Here is an 18445-nt window from a genome sequence, read left to right on the forward strand (position 1 = left end):
CTCCGCTAAGGGAGGCTCTGTTGCTTCAGGAGATAACGCAATTTATCAGGCGTTGTAGGCGTTCTCGCCGTGGCTGTTCACATCCAGACCTTCGCGTTCCTGATCTTCCGGTACGCGCAGGCCAACGGTCATATCAGCAACTTTGTAGCCAATGAACGCGACGATGCCGGACCAGACGATGGTGATGGCGATACTTTCCAGCTGTACCAGAACCTGATGGCCCATGGTAACGCCTTCTGCGTAACCGACGCCGCCCAGAGAGGTTGCGGCAAAGATGCCAGTCAGGATACAGCCGACGATACCGCAGACACCGTGCACGCCGAACACATCGCACGGGTCATCAACGCGCAACCAGCGTTTCAGTACGGTGACGCCCCACAGGCCCGCCAGGCCCGCCGCGATACCGACAATCAGAGAACCACCGACACCGATATAGCCACATGCTGGTGTAACCCCGACCAGACCCGCAATCGCCCCGGAACATGCGCCCAGCAGAGATGGTTTACCGCGGGTAACCCATTCACCGAAGGTCCACGCCAGGATAGCCGCCGCAGTCGCAACCACGGTGTTGACGAAAGCCAGGCCCGCAATTTCGTTCGCCGCGCCAGCAGAACCGGCGTTGAAGCCAAACCAACCAACGTAGAGGATCGCGGTACCGGTGAAGACCATCGGCAGGTTATGCGGCTTGAACGCTTCTTTGCCGAAGCCAACACGTTTGCCCATCATGTAAGCACCCACCAACCCGGCGACGGCGGCGTTGATATGTACAACGGTACCACCCGCGAAGTCCAGCGCACCATGCGTTGCCAGCAGACCACCGCCCCAGACCATATGCGCAATCGGCACATAGGAGAGCGTCATCCACACCACTACGAAAATCAATACCGCAGAGAAACGGATCCGTTCCGCCAGCGCGCCAACAATCAGGCCGACGGTGATACAGGCAAAAGAGCCCTGGAAAGCAACGTGAATATATTGATAGAAGCTGCCCATCAGCGCTTTGAGTTCAATATTCTTCAGCATGACCCAGTCAAAGCTGCCGAAGAAGCTGCCGCCAGTGCCGAAAGCTAATGTATATCCGTAAACCACCCACAGCACACAGACCAGCGCAAAAGTCACAATAACCTGAGTCAGCATGGAGAGAACGTTTTTACCGCGGATCAGGCCGCCGTAGAACAGCGCGATGCCCGGAATGGTCATAAACAGCACCAGTGCGGTGCAAATCATCATAAAGGCGTTGTCGGCTTTATCTGCCACTGCCGGAGCGGCCATTGCCAACCCCGGAAGAAGCGCCAGCGCTCCCAGACCTGTTTTCATTGTTGCTATCTTCATTGTTTCGTTCCCCATCACTGTGTGGTCTGAAAGTTACAGTGCCGCTTCGTCAGATTCGCCGGTACGGATGCGAATGACGCGCTGCAACTCGGCGACAAAGATTTTGCCGTCGCCAATTTTTCCGGTATAAGCCGCTTTACTAATGACATCGACGACTTCATCGAGCTGATCGTCGGCAATGGCCACGTCAATCTTCACCTTCGGTAAAAAATTGACGCTGTATTCAGCGCCGCGATAAAGTTCCGCATGGCCTTTCTGACGGCCGAACCCTTTTACTTCAGTGACCGTCAGGCCCTGAATTCCCATCGAAGATAATGCTTCACGCACATCTTCCAGTTTGAATGGTTTGATTACCACGGTAACCAGCTTCATAAGTCCCCTCCAGTCAGAATTCGGTAATGGCCACAGCTAACACATAGGGAATAAAGCAAGGGCTATGCCAGAAATGAAAAAGGACCGCAAAGCGGCCCTTCTGGAGGGAGAAAGAAAAGAAATCGCTTGAAACGAAGCGGAAAAACGCTATGACCGCCTAAAAATGCACCATTTCAGTGCGTGATATGTGACGTTTTTGCACCACCGCAAACCGCCAAACCCGCGCTGCCTGTTCATGGTGCATCAGGCAATAAGCGACTCTTCCTGCACGCTGGCCGCCAGCTCTTCGCCAGCCAGCTGCAGCTGGTACATCTGCCAGTAACGACCTTTTGCCGCCAGCAGCTGTTGATGATTCCCGCGCTCTACTGCCTGGCTGCGATGCAGCACCAGGATAGTATCGGCCTCAACGATGGTCGATAAACGGTGGGCGATAACGACAAGCGTAGTGTGCTCGCGAACCCGCGCCAGGGCCTGCTGGATCGCCTGCTCAGTACCTGAGTCGATATTGGCCGTTGCTTCATCAAGGATCAGCACCTGCGGGGTATCAACCAGCACCCGCGCCAGCGCCAGCAGCTGCTTCTGACCAACGGAGAGATTGTTCCCCTGCTCGCCCAGTTGCGTATAAATCCCGTCTTCCATTTCGCGGGCCAGCTCTGCCAACTGCACCGCTTCCAGCGCCTCCCAAACCTGCTCTTCGCTGATGTCACGACCGAGAGTAACGTTGGCATAGAAGGTATCGGCCAACACCACAGGGTCCTGCTGCACCATCGCAATCCCCTGACGCAACGCGCTGTGGCTTAATGAAGAGAGCGGACGGCCATCGATACGAATTTCACCTTTGGTCAACGGGTAGTAGCCCATCATCAGGCTAGCCAGAGTACTTTTGCCGCTGCCAGTATGACCGACCAGCGCCACAAAGCTGCGGGACGGGATATCGAGATTGATATCCTGCAACACCAGGCTATCGTCGCGGTAGGCAAAAGAGAGATTTTCAATACTAATCGCACCGCTGCGCAGCGGCTCGCTATCCTCTCCCCACGTCTGACGCGGTTTATCCATCAGTTCGAAGACGCGCTCGCCCGCAACAACCGCCTGCTGCAGCATTGACTGCTGGGTCGTCAGCTCAATGAGCGGCTCGTTCAGTCGGCCAAGATAGCTAATAAAAGCGTACAAAACCCCAACCTCAATCGTTCCGCTACTGCTAAAGCCAAATAGCATCAGCAGGCCGCAGAGAATTAACGAAGAGAACAGGCTCAGCAGCGGGCGTAACAGGAAACCGTCAAGGCGCAAAGTTTGCATTCGCGCCAGGTAGTGCGCATAGCTGGCTTCGCGCATCCGCTCGCCGAACCGCGCCTGCTGGCGGAACTGCTGGATAACGCCCATGCCGTTAATTACTTCGTTGAATCCATCGTTGATATCCGCCAGCCAGGCGCGGACGCGTCTGACGATCGGCGTACTGTAGCGTTGATAAATCATCATCACGATCAGCACTGCCGGGAAGATAGCGATCGCCACCAGCGCCATCCGCCAGTCAAGGCTGAACATCGCCACCAGCATCGCGCCAATCAGCGCGGCGCTACGCAACACCGTTGCCACCACGGTCACGTACAGATCGCGGATCACCTCGGTATCGTTGGTGACTCGCGAAATAAGCTGCCCCACCGGTTGAGTATCAAACTCGCTGAGCGGCTGGCGCAGTGCGGCATCCATCACGTCACTACGCAGTTGCTGCACGACGCCAACCGCTGCGCGGTTAAACAACAGAGACTGGCAGTAATGCAGGCCCGCAGCCAGAAGTTGCAAGCCAAGATAGGCCACCGCAAGACCGCTAACCAGCTTCAGCGGCAGAGAATTCTTTGCCACCATATTATCGATGAAGTAGCTGATCAGCAGCGGGCCGCTGACCTCCGCCACCGCCGCTACCCACATGACGGCAACGGCAATCATCAGCTGTTTCCGCCACGGGGAACCGTAGGCCAGCAGGCGTTTTAACGTCGGCCAGAGTTGAGTGAAACTACGCACCGGTGACCTCCTCGTGCTCCTGCACAACATCATCCAGCGCCGCTTCGAGCTGCTGATAGCGATACATATCGCGATACCAGCCCGGCTGTGCTGCAAGGGCTTCGTGGCGACCACGTTGGGCCACGTGCCCATGTTGCATCACCAGAATCTCGCTGGCCTCAGTCAACGCCGATAAGCGATGGGCGCTGATGATTACCGTTCTCCCCTCACCCCACTGTCGCAGGTTATGCAAAATTTGATGCTCCGTACGGCCATCCACTGCCGATAGCGCATCATCAAGAATCAGGATCTCGGCCTCCAGCAGCAGCGCGCGGGCTATGGAAATGCGCTGCTTCTGCCCACCAGAAAGCATCACGCCGCGCTCACCAACCTCGGTGTTATATCCCTGTGGCAGGCGCAGAATATCCTCATGTACGCTGGCGAGACGCGCAACGTGTTCGATTTGCTCCTGCGTAGCGTCCGGTCTACCCAGCGCGATATTGCTGGCGACGGTATCGGAAAATAAAAACGGGGTCTGATTCACCACCGCCAGCCGGGCGCGCCAGCGATCCAACTGGAGTCGGGTCAGAGGAACGCCGTGGAAACAGATATCCCCATCGGTTACATCGAAATGACGCTGAATCAACGCCAGAATGGTACTTTTACCGGCACCCGTCGGCCCACATATTCCCAGCATTTGACCAGGCTGTAGCGTAAAGTTGACCTTTTCCAGTGAGGATTTATGCGCCTGCGGATAGATAAATTCGCGAACGGTTACGTTGAGCGTACCGCGTCCTTCAGGTGCAGGTTCGCTTCCGTCTTTAACTACCGGAGCCTCTTCCAGCATGGTACGAATGCGCGAATAGGCAGCACTCCCGCGCTCGACGATATTAAACATCCACGCCAGCGCCAGCATCGGCCAAATCATCAGTCCAAGGTACATAATAAAGCTGGTAAGCTGACCCAGGGTCATGTTGCCTTGCAGCACCATCCAGCTACCGCCACCGATCGCCAGCAGGTTGGCGGTGCCAATCGCAATATAGATCGTCGGGTCAAAGCGAGCATCAATGCGCGCCACGCGCATATTTTTCGTCCCGGTATCCGCGGCATCGGCAGCGAACTGCGCCGATTGCCGTTCTTCAAGGCCAAAGGCTTTGATCATACGGATGCTGGTGAGACTCTCCTGAGTACGATCGTTCAGGCTGGAGAATGCCGCCTGCGCTACGCGAAAGCGCTCATGTAGCGCATCACCGTTACGCTTAATTGCCAGCGCCATAATCGGCATCGGCAGCAGCGCCAGCAGGGTTAACTGCCAGCTGATTTGCGTGGACATCACAATCAGCACCGCGCAGCCCATCACCATGGAGTCAACTAACGTCAACACGCCTTCCCCCGCGGCGAAAACTACCCGGTCAACGTCGTTAGTCGCCCGGGCAATCAGGTCCCCGGTGCGATGACGCAGGTAAAAAGCCGGATGCTGACGACTGAGCTGGCGATAGAAATCTTCACGCAGTTCGACAGCCAGCTGATAGGAAGCACCGAACAGCAGCACGCGCCAGACGTAGCGCAGCAGGTAAACCATTACCGCAATAACCACCAGCAGGCCGATCCACATCCACACCTTTTCCGCGGTGTAATGTTGTTTCGTGACGCCATCAACCACGATGCCGACCACTTTCGGCGGCACCAGTTGCAGGATGGCTATGATGATCAGCAGAGCAATAGCGCCGAGGTAACGACGCCACTCCCGGCGGAAATACCAGCTAAGTTGAGCAAATAATCGCAAGCGGTTAAATCCTGAGTATGTAATTCGTAGCGGCAGATGCCGTTAATCAATAGGCAAGGCTGTGGTGTATTTTATCTGTTCCATGGCGAAACTCGAAGTGACATCCGACAGGCCCGGTACGCTGTTAACCAGACGTTTATAAAAATTGTCATAGTTTTTCATGTCAGCGACCTGAACCCGCAGCAGGTAGTCATATTCCCCCGCCATACGCCAGAAGCCGAGGACCTCCGCCATTTGCGTGACCTCGCTGACAAAACGGCAGTACCAGTCGCTACTGTGGTGCTGAGTCTTAATCAGCACAAACGCCGTCAGGCCAAGTCCAACCTTTTCAGCATCCAGCAGAGCGACTCGCCCGCGGAGAATACCTTCGTCTTCCAGACGTTTCAGGCGTTTCCAGCAGGGCGTGGTGGTCAGATTAACGGCATCAGCCAGCGCCTGCAAAGAGAGGGTGCAGTCGGTTTGTAGTAGAGAAAGCAGCTTTCGGTCAATTTTATCTAACATTACGCACCTCAGGAGAAAATTTTACTCCTTTTATTGTAATTGAAAGGCTAAATGGCAACAATTTTTCCTTCGATTTCCGTTAAGCTGGGCACAAAATGACAAACAGGAAATCAAGATGAACAGCGCCTGGGTAAAACACGCGATTAGTGAAATTAATGCCGATTATCAGCGTTCCGCCGACACGCACCTTATTCGTCTGGCGCTGCCGGGATTCACCGGGATTCAAATCTACCTTAAAGATGAGAGTACTCACCCAACCGGTAGCCTGAAGCATCGTCTGGCGCGTTCGCTGTTTCTCTATGGCCTGTGCAATGGCTGGATTAAAGAAGGGACGACGATTATTGAGTCCTCTTCGGGTTCGACTGCCGTTTCGGAAGCCTACTTCGCTCGACTGTTGGGCCTGCCGTTTATTGCCGTTATGCCCTCATGCACCGCAAAGCGCAAAATTGAGCAAATTGAGTTCTACGGCGGCCGCTGCCACTTTGTTGATAGCGCCTGCGAAATCTATGCCGCGTCCGAAACGCTGGCTCGCGAGCTGAACGGTCATTATATGGATCAGTTTACCTTTGCCGAGCGCGCCACCGACTGGCGGGGCAACAATAATATCGCCGACAGTATCTTCCGTCAGATGACCCATGAACCGCACCCGCAGCCGTCATATATCGTGATGAGCGCGGGCACCGGCGGCACCTCGGCCACCATTGGCCGCTACATTCGCAGCCAGGGTTGCGATACCAGGCTGATGGTGGTTGACCCGCAAAACTCCGTATTCATAGATTACTGGCAAAGCCGCGATGCCAGCCTGCGCAGCCCGGTCGGTAGCAAAATTGAAGGTATTGGTCGTCCGCGCGTCGAACCTTCATTTATTCCCGATGTGGTCGACGAGATGCTGCGCGTGCCGGATGCCGCCAGCGTCGCCACCGCGCTGTGGTTGGAAACGCTGCTCGGGCGTAAGGTCGGGGCGTCAACCGGCACCAATATGTGGGGCGTACTGCAACTGGCCGTACGTATGCGAGAAGAAGGCCGCACTGGCTCCATCGTCACGTTACTGTGCGACAGCGGCGAACGCTACCTGGAGAGCTATTACAACCCGCAGTGGGTAGCAGCCAATATCGGCGATATCGCCCCATGGCAGGCAAAAATCGCCGAAATGCTCCACGTAAAATAAAAAAAGCCAGATATCACAAGATATCTGGCTCGCTGGTAGGGTCTCTCTATTCGGGGGAATAAGGAAGATCAGGATTATCCAGCCAATGCGTCAAAAAGTGGGAGACCGCCTGATGGCGGCAGTCGCCAATGATCGGTAGATGAGGTAACTGTGCTTTGAGTTGAGCCATGGCATTGCCCATAATCACACCGCGCCCGACGCTGCCAAGCATTTCCCGGTCGTTCATAGCGTCACCAAACGCCATGCAGTCCTGCAACGTCAGGCCGAGATGCTGGCTCAGCACCGCCAGCGCAGAACCTTTGTTACACCCTGTCGGCAGCACTTCCAGGCAATCCATTGCCGAAAAACACAAATGCGCGCTAGCCCCCAGCGCTTCATTCAGTTGGATCCGCAACCGGCGCAGATTGTCATGATCGCCACAGAAGCAGATCTTGGTTACCTGATGCGCTGGCATGCGTTTCGGATCGCGAAGCTGATAATGGAAGCCGCTATAGACATGCGCCTTCAGCATTTCAGGGATTTCGCGCCCGGTAAACCAGCCATTGTCATTAAAGATATGCATGCTGGCTGTCGTTTCCCAGGCACTATGCAATACCTCTTCCGCCACTTCCGGGGCGAGATCGCGACGATGCAGCTCTTCTCCCTCCAGAGAGTGAATGCGCGTTCCGTTACCAGTAATGAGAAACGCATCAAGCGAGAACTCACCAATAACATGGCGCATTTCCAGCGCATGGCGACCGGTAGCAAACGTCAGGGTGATATCACGATCGCGCAGGCGTTTGAGCGTCGAAAGCGTTTTTTCTCCCAGACGATGGTCCGGCATCAGTAACGTACCGTCCATATCAAATGCAGCCAGTCTTGCCATATTCTCTTCCCCGAAGCGTGGTGGATTTTGCTTGTGTTGCAGTATTGCCTGAGATATACGGAAGTAATAGTGAATAGATGAATTTTATTGTTCCGGTTTTATATCCATCATACTTCAAGTTGCTTATGTGTTGGCTACGGATTACTCGGCCCATCCGTGGGCCTCGCCCTTACGGGCCGTCGCAAGCGACGTTCAAATCTGCTCCCGGCAGATTTGTCGCTCACCCCAGTCACATAGTTATCTATGCTCCTGGGGATTAATGAGAGGCTCCTGCCTCTCACCGGAGGCCAGCCTTCGGCTGGTCAAATTCGTTCCCGACGAATTTGTCACTCCCTTGCCGTCTTTAAGCAACTCGAATTATTTAGGGTATATAGACAAACATCAGGATAAAGCGAAGATGAGGCTATTAAACCGTCTAAATCAGTACCAGCGCCTCTGGCAACCCTCTCAAGGCGAGCCGCAGCAGGTCACCGTTGGCGAACTGGCGGAACGCTGTTTTTGCAGCGAGCGCCATATTCGTACGCTGTTGCGCCAGGCACAGGAGGCAGGTTGGTTAAGCTGGCAGGCCAGCTCCGGGCGCGGAAAACGCGGGCGACTCCAGTTTTATAAAGCGCCGGAGACGCTGCGCAATGAAATGATGGAGCAGGCGTTAAATAAAGGGCAGCAGCAGAATGCACTTGAACTTGCCCAGCTTGCACCGGTGGAACTCAAAGCGCTGCTCTATCCTTTTCTCGGGGGGCAATGGCAAAACAATACGCCCACGCTACGTATTCCTTACTATCGCCCGCTGGAACCTCTGCGCCCTGGTTTTTTACCCGGACGGGCTGAACAACATCTGGCCGGACAGATTTTTTCTGGCCTGACCCGATTTGATGCACTAAGTACCGGTCCAATGGGAGATTTAGCGCACCATTGGGAAGTCTCGCCTGATGGCCTACGCTGGAATTTTTATATCCGCTCCACGCTATTCTGGCATAACGGCGATCCTGTTGAGACATCACAACTACGCCAGCAGCTACTCATGCTATTGGAACTCCCCGCGCTGCGAACGCTATTCGCCAGTATCAGCGAGATTAGCGTCCCCCACGCCCAATGCCTGACAATCACCCTGCTCCGGGCAGATTTTTGGCTGCCGTTTCGCCTGGCGAGTTACTGTAGCGTACTGGCACATCCGGACGATCCGGCCATTGGTAGCGGGCCCTTCCGCCTAAAACTATTTAGCCCGGACCTGGTGAGACTAGAAAACCATCCGCGTTATCACCTCAGCCATCCTTTGATTCAGGCCGTTGAATTCTGGATCACACCGCAGTTATTTGAGCAGGATCTGGGCACCAGCTGCCGTCATCCAGTACAGATAACGATTGGCGACCCCGACGAGTTAACCAATTTACGACAAGTCAGCAATAGTATTAGCCTTGGTTTTTGCTATCTGACTCTGCGCCAGAGTCACCGCTTAAGCAAAGCGCAAGCTCAGCGGCTGGTGTCGTTAATTCATCATTCATCGCTACTGGAAACCCTCCCCCTGGACGAAGACCTGATCGCTCCCAGCAATGAGTTACTGCCCGGCTGGTCTATTCCACAAGGGCCGGAAAATCTTGATATATCGCTGCCAGAAAAACTCACCCTGCTCTATCATCTTCCCGTAGAGCTTCATGCCATGGCAGAGCAGCTCAGGCAACGACTGGCGACATTAGGCTGCGAGTTAACAATTATTTTTCACGATGCTAAAAACTGGGATGGTTGCCAGCAGCTTGCGAAAGCGGATCTGATGATGGGCGATCGTCTGATAGGCGAAGCGCCTGAGTACACGCTGGAACAGTGGTTACGCTGCGACGCACTGTGGCCTAATTTGTTGACCGGAGCACAATATGCCCACTTACAGGCCACTCTCGATGCCGTGCAGGCGCTACCGGACGAACACAGCCGCAACGAAGCGTTGCGCAATGTGTTTAACAACCTGATGGATGACGCCATCATGACGCCGCTATTTAATTATAATTATCGTATTAGCGCTCCGCCGGGTGTCAACGGCCTGCGTCTGAACGCTCGCGGCTGGTTTGATTTTGCCAGCGCCTGGCTCCCGGCATCAACGCCGTGACAGAGCTGGTCGCCACGCTCATCAGGCGCTACCATATCCTCTTTACATTGATAGTCAGGAATTACCATGAAACGCGCCGTAGTTGTCTTCAGTGGAGGACAGGATTCGACGACCTGCCTGGTGCAGGCTCTGCAACAGTATGATGAAGTGCATTGCGTCACGTTTGATTATGGCCAACGCCATCGCGCCGAGATTGATGTCGCTCGTGAGCTGGCGATGAAACTGGGGGCGGTCGCCCACAAAGTGCTGGATGTCACCCTGCTTAACGAACTGGCGATCAGTAGTTTAACTCGCGATAGCATCCCGGTACCGGATTATGAACCGGATGCCAACGGCATCCCCAACACCTTCGTTCCCGGACGCAACATTCTATTTTTAACTCTGACAGCGATTTACGCCTATCAGGTTAAGGCCAAAGCGATTATTACCGGCGTTTGCGAGACCGACTTTTCTGGCTACCCGGACTGTCGAGATGAGTTCGTAAAAGCGCTACACCACGCGGTCAGCCTGGGAATGGCAAAGGATATCCGTTTTGAGACGCCGCTGATGTGGCTGAATAAAGCCGAGACCTGGGCCCTGGCCGATTATTGGGGTCAGTTAGATCTGGTGCGCCAGGAAACCCTGACCTGCTATAACGGCATTAAAGGCGACGGCTGCGGACAATGCGCCGCCTGTCATCTTCGCGCTAACGGGTTGAATCAATATCAGGCTGATAAGCCGGGTATTATGACGGTGATGAAGCGCAAAACAGGGCTGGAGTAATCAGCTATTTCCCCGGAGGCGGCGCTCGACGCGCCTTGTCCGGGCTACCGGACTGTTCGCGACTGTGAACCCGTAGCCCGGCGCCACCGGGAAGAAAGCGGAAGCTACATTAGCGTAAATTCATCTGATCAAGCTTCTCACGTAGTTCACCTTCAAGCGGCAGCGCTTTCTGCGTTTTTAAATCAATGCAGACAAAGGTGATGAGCGCATCAGCGACCACTTCTCCATTAGGGTTCAGGGTCACGACCTGGCTTAACGTCCCGCTTTTCCCATTCAACTGCTCCAGCTTGCTGGTGACGGTAAGAACATCACCCAATACCGCCGGTCGGCGATAGTTGATATTGATGTTCACCACTACGAAGGCGATGTTGTACGCGGTCATCCAGTGAAAGGCAGCGCTATTTTCCAGCCCATCCCAGCGCGCCTCTTCGAGAAACTCCAGATAACGCGCATTATTCACATGCTGGTAAACATCCAGATGATAGCCACGAACTTTGATTTGTGTCTGCATAGTGCAAATGCCTTACTTGAATTGTTATTTTGAGGTCAGAGGTCACACCACTTGTGTAACCTCTTCAGTCTGGCAAATATTTACGACTGTGCAAACTTCAACTGAAAATTTATAGCTTCAGATGAGACAGATTTCTCTCCACCAGCGAGTTGCCCATCCCCGGAACCTGTTTAAGATCGTCAACGGTTTTAAACGGTCCGTATTCCTCGCGATAGCTCACGATAGCCTGCGCTTTCTTTATGCCAACGCCATTCAAAGCCTGGGCGAGTTCTTCTGCACTGGCGTTATTAATACTCACCCTGGTTCCTTCACTATCAGCCGCGTTTATCGCATCAGGGGCTTTCACCTGCGGCGCTTGCACACTCTCCTTACTCGTCGTCGCCGACGCTTTAGCACTCAAAGGCGCGGCTAAAACCACCTGACTCCCCGCCGCGCAAACCAGTACGGCGGCGGCAATAAGCGTTCTCATTCCTCGTTTCATGCTGTTATCTCCTTGTTTGTTGACAGCAAGGGCACGATAGCGAGTAGAGAAAAAGAGTACAAAAGGCAAAATGCAGAAATGGAAAAGGCCGCGAAAGCGGCCTTTGAGCATTACATCACGTTACTTGCTTTTGCGAAGCTACGCGAAATTATTGCTGCTGATCGATGATGTCACCGAGCTTAATTTTTGCTGCTTTACGCAGGTTACTCATCAGCGCTTCAAAAGCGATTTGAGCGTTATTCTGGGTGATCCCCTGAACCATCGCTTTTTTCTGCTCTTCCGGCATCGTGCCTGCTTTCACTTCGTCCAGCGCCAGCAGTACGACGTTGCCTTGCATATCAGAACTCACACCGTAGCTCGGTTTGCCCGACTGCGGCAACGGCAGTGCAAATACTGCCTGGCTCAGTGCTTCCTGACCGGTGCGGGACAGCGTCTGCGGAGCGCCGAAACTCAGGCCAGCGGCTTTCATCGCCTCATCGCCTTTGCCCTCTTTAAGCGCCACCAGAAGCTTGTCGGCGTCCAGTTTAGCCTGCTGCTCCGCCTTGCTGTGCTTGACGATATCGCTGACCTGCGTTTTCACATCCGCCAGCGGTTTCACCGCTTCTGGTTTATGCTCGCTAATACGCAGAACAAATGCACGATCGCCATCAACGGTGATGATGTCGGAGTTACTACCAGGAGTACCGCTTTCACCAACCAAACCACCGTTGAAGATAGCATCAGAAACCGGTTTGAAGTTCAGCTCTTGCGGAATGTTGTCACGACCAAACCAGCCGGTTTCAACGACTTTCAGCCCGGCAACCTGTGCGGCACCTGCCAAAGACTCGTTATCGTTGCTCGCCGCATCGCTCACTTTCTGCTGTAGCGCGTAGTAAGCGTCCAGTGCTTTATCCTGTTTCACCTTCGCCGCGATATCAGCGCGCACGTCGGCCAGCGGTTTAACCTGTGCTGACTGAACGTCATCAAGGCGCGCCACCAGGAAACCTACGGAAGATTTAATTACGCCAGACAGCTGACCTTTGTCTTTCAGGCCCGCATCTTTCAGCTCAGGCACGGTCGCTGCATCTTCCAGCCATCCCATATCGCCGCCATTACGAGCAGAGATGATATCGGTGGACTTTTCTTTCGCCAGGGTGGCGAAATCAGCCCCCTTCTTCAGCTCATCAAGCACCGCCTGAGCATCCGCTTCAGTCTTGGTCTGAATGATGCTGTAGCGGTTACGCTGCGGCTGAGTGAACTGATCCTGATGCTGGTCGTACCATGACTGAATTTCTTCGTCAGAGACGTTTTCCTGCATGCTCGCGGCATCCATCTGGATGTAGCTTACGCGGAACTGTTCCGGCGACATAAAACGCGCCTGATTCTGCTGATAGTAAGCGTTGATTTCGTCGTCGGTTACGGACTGCTTCGCCGCCAGCGCGTTCACGTCGATAGTTGCTTCACGCACCACACGCTGTTGGGAAACCAGTGCCGCCAGCTGATCGGACTCGCCCGGCAGCATAAAGTCGGTACCCGCTACAGCGGTAATCAGCTGCTGCGTGGTCAACTGGTTACGCAGCGCTTGCGCATACTGGTCCGTCGTCATACCCATCTGATTAACGATACGGCTGAAGCGCTCGTTATCAAATTTGCCATCAGCCTGGAAAGCCTGGGTCTGAAAGATAGCCTGCTTAACCTGGTCGTCACTAATGTTAAGACCGAGTTCACGGGCATACTGATCGAGCAGCGCCTCGTCAATCAGACGGTTCAGCACCTGCTGACGCATGGTTTTCATGTAATTTTCATTGGCCGCCAGTTCAGAGAACTGATCACCAAGCTGTTGCTGCATGCGATTACGTTCGCTGGCAACGGCATTTTCAAATTGGGCGCGACCAATCTCCTGGTCATTAATTTTCGCGGCATAGTTGTTACCACCGCCAATCAGGTAACCACTCACCCCGGTCAAAATGAACGAGACAATAATGATACCGAAAATAATCTTGAGCACGACGCTATTGGCAGCCGTGCGTAGGTTGTCCATCATGGTGTAACAACGCTCCGCTGTAGATGACTTTTGCTCGCGCAGCATAGCATGTGATGGCTGCTGCGCGTGAGGACGTATTTTGACAAGAAAACTGGGTGATTGTCAGCCCACAAGTGCGTATAAACTCACATTAAGTCGCATTCTGGCAAATAAAAAAGGCACATCTCACGATGCGCCCTTGTACTTCGTCACAGACCCCAGTGGGGAAGTCGATCAGTTTACCGCGTCTTTCAGCGCTTTACCTGCACGGAAACCCGGTACTTTAGCAGCGGCGATGGTGATTTCTTTACCTGTTTGCGGATTGCGGCCAGTACGGGCAGCGCGCTCTTTAACAGCAAAAGTACCAAACCCTACCAGCGCAACGTCATCCCCAGCCTGCAGAGATTCAGTAACAGAAGCGATTAAAGCATCTAACGCACGTCCAGCTGCGGCTTTAGAAATGTCCGCACCGGCAGCAATTTTGTCAATCAGTTGAGATTTATTCACTGTTCTCTTCCTCTCTTTATAATTTATATCGCACCAGAATCCTTCGTGGTGCGACCGCGCAGCAGTTATATCAGGACTGTCATGCCCTTACAACAGCGTTGTAAATGACCCCCCTGCCAGCGATCTAAGTTAGCGATACAAAAAAAGGCTGGCAAGTGCGAATTTACTTACCAGCCCTATTTTTCTTAGCGCTATTTGCGCAAAGTCACTATTTTGCCGTGACGACTTCCATGCCGAACGGTTCGTTCTGCAGCGCAAGTGCCAGAACTTCCTCGATTCGTTTCACCGGATGGATATCTAAATCGGCAATAACGTTATCTGGAATTTCTTCAAGGTCACGTTTATTTTCATCAGGAATCAGAACTGTCTTAATGCCGCCACGATGTGCAGCCAGCAGTTTTTCCTTCAGACCACCGATTGGCAGCACCAGTCCGCGCAGGGTAATTTCCCCGGTCATTGCCACATCGGCACGCACCGGATTCCCCGTCAGACAGGAAACCAGAGCGGTACACATCGCGATACCAGCGCTTGGACCATCTTTCGGCGTTGCCCCTTCCGGTACGTGAACATGGATATCGCGTTTTTCGTAAAAGTCTGAGTTAATTCCCAGCTTATCCGCACGCGAACGCACCACGGTCAACGCTGCCTGGATGGATTCCTGCATGACTTCACCGAGCGATCCGGTATAGGTCAATTTGCCTTTACCTGGGACGCAGGCGGTTTCAATAGTCAGCAGATCGCCACCCACTTCCGTCCACGCCAGGCCGGTCACCTGACCGACACGGTTTTCGTTATCGGCACGGCCATAGTCATAGCGCTGCACGCCAAGGAAATCATGCAGGTTGTCGCCATTAATCTCGATGTGTTTCAGCGTCTTATCCAGCAACAGCTGTTTAACCGCCTTGCGGCACAGTTTAGAGATTTCACGTTCCAGACCGCGCACGCCCGCTTCACGAGTGTAATAACGAATGATGCCAACAATAGCGCTATCATCAACCGTCAGTTCGCCTTTCTTCAGCGCGTTACGCTCAATCTGTTTCGACAACAGGTGACGTTTAGCGATGTTCAGCTTTTCATCTTCGGTATAGCCGGAGAGACGAATCACTTCCATACGGTCCAGCAGCGGTGCCGGAATGTTCATGGAGTTAGAGGTCGCCACAAACATCACGTCGCTGAGATCATAATCCACTTCCAGATAGTGGTCGTTAAAGGCCACGTTCTGTTCCGGATCCAATACTTCCAACAGCGCCGATGCCGGATCGCCACGCATGTCGGAGGACATTTTGTCGATCTCATCAAGCAGGAATAGCGGGTTTTTAACGCCCACTTTCGCCATCTTCTGGATAAGCTTGCCCGGCATAGAGCCAATGTAGGTACGACGGTGACCGCGGATTTCCGCTTCATCACGCACGCCGCCCAGCGCCATACGCACGTATTTACGTCCGGTTGCTTTGGCAATGGACTGGCCCAGCGAGGTTTTACCCACCCCCGGCGGTCCAACCAGGCACAGGATCGGCCCTTTGAGCTTGTTAACACGGCTCTGCACCGCGAGGTACTCAAGAATACGATCCTTCACGCGCTCCAGACCGTAGTGATCGGTGTCGAGGATCTCCTGAGCCTGACGCAGATCTTTTTTGACCTTGCTGCGAGCATTCCACGGTACCTGCACCATCCAGTCGATGTAGCCACGAACGACGGTCGCTTCCGCCGACATAGGGGACATCATCTTCAGTTTTTGCAGTTCCGCTTCGGTTTTTTCTTTTGCCTCTTTCGGCATTTTCGCCGCGTCGATCTTGCGCTTCAGCGCTTCGTTTTCGTCCGGGGCGTCATCCATCTCGCCGAGCTCTTTTTGAATGGCTTTCATTTGCTCATTCAGGTAGTACTCGCGTTGAGATTTTTCCATCTGCTTTTTCACGCGGTTGCGAATACGCTTCTCAACCTGCAGCAGATCGATTTCCGATTCCATCATCGCCATCAGATATTCCAGACGTTCGTTAACGTCGGACATCTCCAGCACGGACTGTTTGTCCGCCAGCTTCAGCGGCATATGCGCAGCGATGGTATCCGCCAGACGCGCAGGATCGTCGATGCTATTGAGCGACGTCAGCACTTCTGGTGGGATTTTTTTGTTCAGCTTGATGTAGCCTTCAAACTGGCTGATAGCGGTGCGAACCAGTACTTCCTGCTCGCGCTCGTCAATCGCCGGCGATTCAAGATATTCCGCTTTCGCCGAAAAATGCTCGCCGTTATCAGACAGTGCAGAAATACGCGCGCGCTGCAAACCTTCGACCAGTACTTTTACCGTACCGTCCGGAAGCTTCAGCATTTGCAAAATAGACGCCACGGTCCCGACGGTGAAAAGATCGTTTACACCCGGCTCATCCGTCGACGCTTCTTTCTGCGCAACCAACATGATTTTTTTATCATGGTCCATGGCCGCTTCGAGACAACGGATAGATTTTTCCCGCCCTACAAACAGGGGTATGACCATGTGCGGATAAACCACCACATCGCGCAACGGCAATACGGGGATTTCAATGCGTTCAGAACGCTCAGGATTCATAGAGCTCTCTCTTAGTTTAAAGTCCGCCAGGTAGCCGGCGACGCAATTCAACGACGCGTCGCCGTTAATATGTAAAGCAGTATATGGGGATGTATTCCACACATTCAACGGCGGGAATGCAGGAAAAATAAAAGGGGAGATAAAATCCCCCCTTTTTGGTTAACTGCTTGAGCAAGTTGGCTAATTATTCACCAGATGCTTGTTGCGCTTCCGGTTTACCGTAAATCAGCAGCGGCTTGCTTTGCCCTTCGATGACTGATGCATCGATAACCACTTTTTCGACATCTTCCATTGATGGAAGATCGTACATGGTATCAAGCAACGCAGCTTCGACGATGGAACGCAGGCCACGAGCACCGGTTTTGCGCGCCATCGCTTTCTTAGCGATTGCGTCCAGCGCTTCTTCGCGGAACTCCAGTTCAGCCCCTTCCAGGTTGAACAACGCCTGATACTGCTTGGTCAGGGCGTTTTTCGGCTCTTTCAGGATCTGAATCAGCGCTTCTTCGCTCAGCTCTGTCAGCGTTGCCACCACCGGCAAACGACCGATGAATTCCGGAATCAGACCAAATTTGATCAGATCTTCCGGCTCAACCTGAGACAGCAGCTCGCCTTCGCTGGCTTTGTCGGATTTCGCCTTAACCGTCGCGCCGAAACCAATACCTGAACCGGTTTCTACACGGTGGGAAATGACTTTATCCAGCCCGGCAAATGCGCCACCGCAGATAAACAGAATCTTGGAGGTATCAACCTGCAAAAATTCCTGCTGTGGATGCTTACGCCCGCCCTGCGGCGGTACAGCAGCAACGGTGCCTTCGATAAGCTTCAGCAGCGCCTGCTGCACACCTTCGCCAGAAACATCGCGGGTAATCGACGGGTTATCCGATTTACGGGAAATCTTGTCGATTTCATCGATATAGACAATGCCGCGCTGCGCTTTCTGCACGTCGTAATCGCACTTCTGCAACAGCTTCTGGATAATGTTCTCAACATCTTCACCCACATAACCGGCTTCGGTCAGGGTTGTCGCATCAGCCATGGTGAACGGAACATCCAACAGGCGCGCCAGCGTTTCCGCCAGTAGCGTTTTACCGGAACCCGTCGGCCCGATCAGCAGAATGTTACTTTTACCCAATTCAACGCCGTTGCTGGTGTCGCCATTACGCAGACGTTTGTAGTGGTTGTATACCGCCACCGCCAGCACTTTTTTCGCCGGTTCCTGGCCGATAACGTAGTCGTCAAGATGGTGGCGAATTTCGTGCGGAGTCGGCAGTGCACTGCGCTCGCGATGCGGTGCGACTTCTTTGATTTCTTCGCGAATGATGTCGTTACATAAATCAACGCATTCGTCGCAGATATACACGGATGGCCCGGCGATTAGCTTACGCACTTCATGCTGGCTTTTGCCGCAAAAAGAGCAGTACAACAGTTTGCCCGAACCATCTTTGCGTTTATCTGTCATGAGTCCAAACCTCTTATTAAGTTCTTTGTGCCGCACA

The 18445-nt window shown here is 53.6% G+C and carries 15 protein-coding genes; 3 read left to right on the plus strand and 12 right to left on the minus strand.

What is annotated here, in order from left to right:
• Positions 1 to 45: 45 nt before the first annotated feature.
• The 5 genes from amtB to DA718_RS22070 all read right to left on the minus strand — a co-directional run bounded on the left by amtB (position 46) and on the right by DA718_RS22070 (position 5992).
• The gene (gene amtB / locus DA718_RS22045; protein WP_167492815.1) at positions 46 to 1332 is read right to left on the minus strand and encodes an ammonium transporter AmtB; all 1287 of its coding nucleotides are present in this window, start codon (positions 1330 to 1332) and stop codon (positions 46 to 48) included.
• A gap of 33 nt (positions 1333 to 1365) precedes the next feature.
• Positions 1366 to 1704 (minus strand): P-II family nitrogen regulator, encoded by a 339-nt coding sequence (gene glnK, locus DA718_RS22050; RefSeq protein WP_004099573.1) that lies wholly within the window; start codon positions 1702 to 1704, stop codon positions 1366 to 1368.
• A 243-nt stretch (positions 1705 to 1947) separates the two neighbouring features.
• Positions 1948 to 3726 (minus strand): SmdB family multidrug efflux ABC transporter permease/ATP-binding protein, encoded by a 1779-nt coding sequence (locus tag DA718_RS22060; protein WP_112214150.1) that lies wholly within the window; start codon positions 3724 to 3726, stop codon positions 1948 to 1950.
• A complete protein-coding gene (locus DA718_RS22065) occupies positions 3719 to 5491 on the minus strand; it encodes a SmdA family multidrug ABC transporter permease/ATP-binding protein (RefSeq protein WP_112214149.1) in 1773 nt (590 codons plus the stop codon). The genes DA718_RS22060 and DA718_RS22065 overlap by 8 nt, the downstream gene beginning before the upstream one ends.
• Positions 5492 to 5533: 42 nt before the next feature.
• Entirely contained in the window at positions 5534 to 5992 is a 459-nt protein-coding gene (locus DA718_RS22070; RefSeq protein WP_110273733.1) for an Lrp/AsnC family transcriptional regulator, read from the minus strand.
• 115 nt (positions 5993 to 6107) lie between these two features.
• Here DA718_RS22070 and DA718_RS22075 point away from each other — a divergent pair, with 115 nt between their 5' ends.
• A complete protein-coding gene (locus DA718_RS22075; RefSeq protein ID WP_112214148.1) occupies positions 6108 to 7160 on the plus strand; it encodes a PLP-dependent cysteine synthase family protein in 1053 nt (350 codons plus the stop codon).
• A 46-nt stretch (positions 7161 to 7206) separates the two neighbouring features.
• On the opposite strand, the gene cof is transcribed toward DA718_RS22075, so the two are convergent.
• Positions 7207 to 8025, minus strand: a complete 819-nt coding sequence (gene cof / locus DA718_RS22080; protein ID WP_112214147.1) for an HMP-PP phosphatase — start codon at positions 8023 to 8025, stop codon at positions 7207 to 7209.
• Positions 8026 to 8422: 397 nt separating this feature from the next.
• Between cof and DA718_RS22085 the strand changes: the two genes are divergently transcribed.
• Both DA718_RS22085 and queC read left to right on the plus strand, forming a co-directional pair.
• The gene (locus tag DA718_RS22085; protein WP_112214146.1) at positions 8423 to 10123 is read left to right on the plus strand and encodes an SgrR family transcriptional regulator; all 1701 of its coding nucleotides are present in this window, start codon (positions 8423 to 8425) and stop codon (positions 10121 to 10123) included.
• A 66-nt stretch (positions 10124 to 10189) separates the two neighbouring features.
• Positions 10190 to 10885, plus strand: a complete 696-nt coding sequence (gene queC, locus DA718_RS22090) for a 7-cyano-7-deazaguanine synthase QueC (RefSeq protein WP_112214145.1) — start codon at positions 10190 to 10192, stop codon at positions 10883 to 10885.
• Positions 10886 to 10994: 109 nt separating this feature from the next.
• Here queC and DA718_RS22095 read toward each other — a convergent pair whose 3' ends face one another.
• The 6 genes from DA718_RS22095 to clpX form a co-directional block, all read right to left on the minus strand.
• Positions 10995 to 11396, minus strand: a complete 402-nt coding sequence (locus DA718_RS22095) for a YbgC/FadM family acyl-CoA thioesterase (RefSeq protein WP_112214144.1) — start codon at positions 11394 to 11396, stop codon at positions 10995 to 10997.
• A gap of 109 nt (positions 11397 to 11505) precedes the next feature.
• Entirely contained in the window at positions 11506 to 11877 is a 372-nt protein-coding gene (locus DA718_RS22100; RefSeq protein WP_112214143.1) for a helix-hairpin-helix domain-containing protein, read from the minus strand.
• A 148-nt stretch (positions 11878 to 12025) separates the two neighbouring features.
• Positions 12026 to 13900, minus strand: a complete 1875-nt coding sequence (gene ppiD, locus DA718_RS22110; protein ID WP_112214142.1) for a peptidylprolyl isomerase — start codon at positions 13898 to 13900, stop codon at positions 12026 to 12028.
• A 213-nt stretch (positions 13901 to 14113) separates the two neighbouring features.
• Positions 14114 to 14386 carry a nucleoid-associated protein HU-beta gene (gene hupB, locus DA718_RS22115; protein ID WP_002444653.1) on the minus strand — a complete coding sequence of 91 codons (273 nt, stop codon included), beginning with the start codon at positions 14384 to 14386 and terminating at the stop codon, positions 14114 to 14116.
• Positions 14387 to 14594: 208 nt separating this feature from the next.
• Positions 14595 to 16949, minus strand: a complete 2355-nt coding sequence (gene lon, locus DA718_RS22120) for an endopeptidase La (RefSeq protein WP_110273741.1) — start codon at positions 16947 to 16949, stop codon at positions 14595 to 14597.
• A gap of 184 nt (positions 16950 to 17133) precedes the next feature.
• Complete coding sequence (gene clpX, locus DA718_RS22125) at positions 17134 to 18408, minus strand: ATP-dependent protease ATP-binding subunit ClpX (protein WP_110273742.1); 1275 nt, start codon at positions 18406 to 18408, stop codon at positions 17134 to 17136.
• Positions 18409 to 18445 lie beyond the last annotated feature (37 nt).

It is taken from the genome of Klebsiella huaxiensis (assembly GCF_003261575.2).
In the GTDB taxonomy this organism is placed as follows: Bacteria; Pseudomonadota; Gammaproteobacteria; order Enterobacterales; family Enterobacteriaceae; genus Klebsiella; species Klebsiella huaxiensis.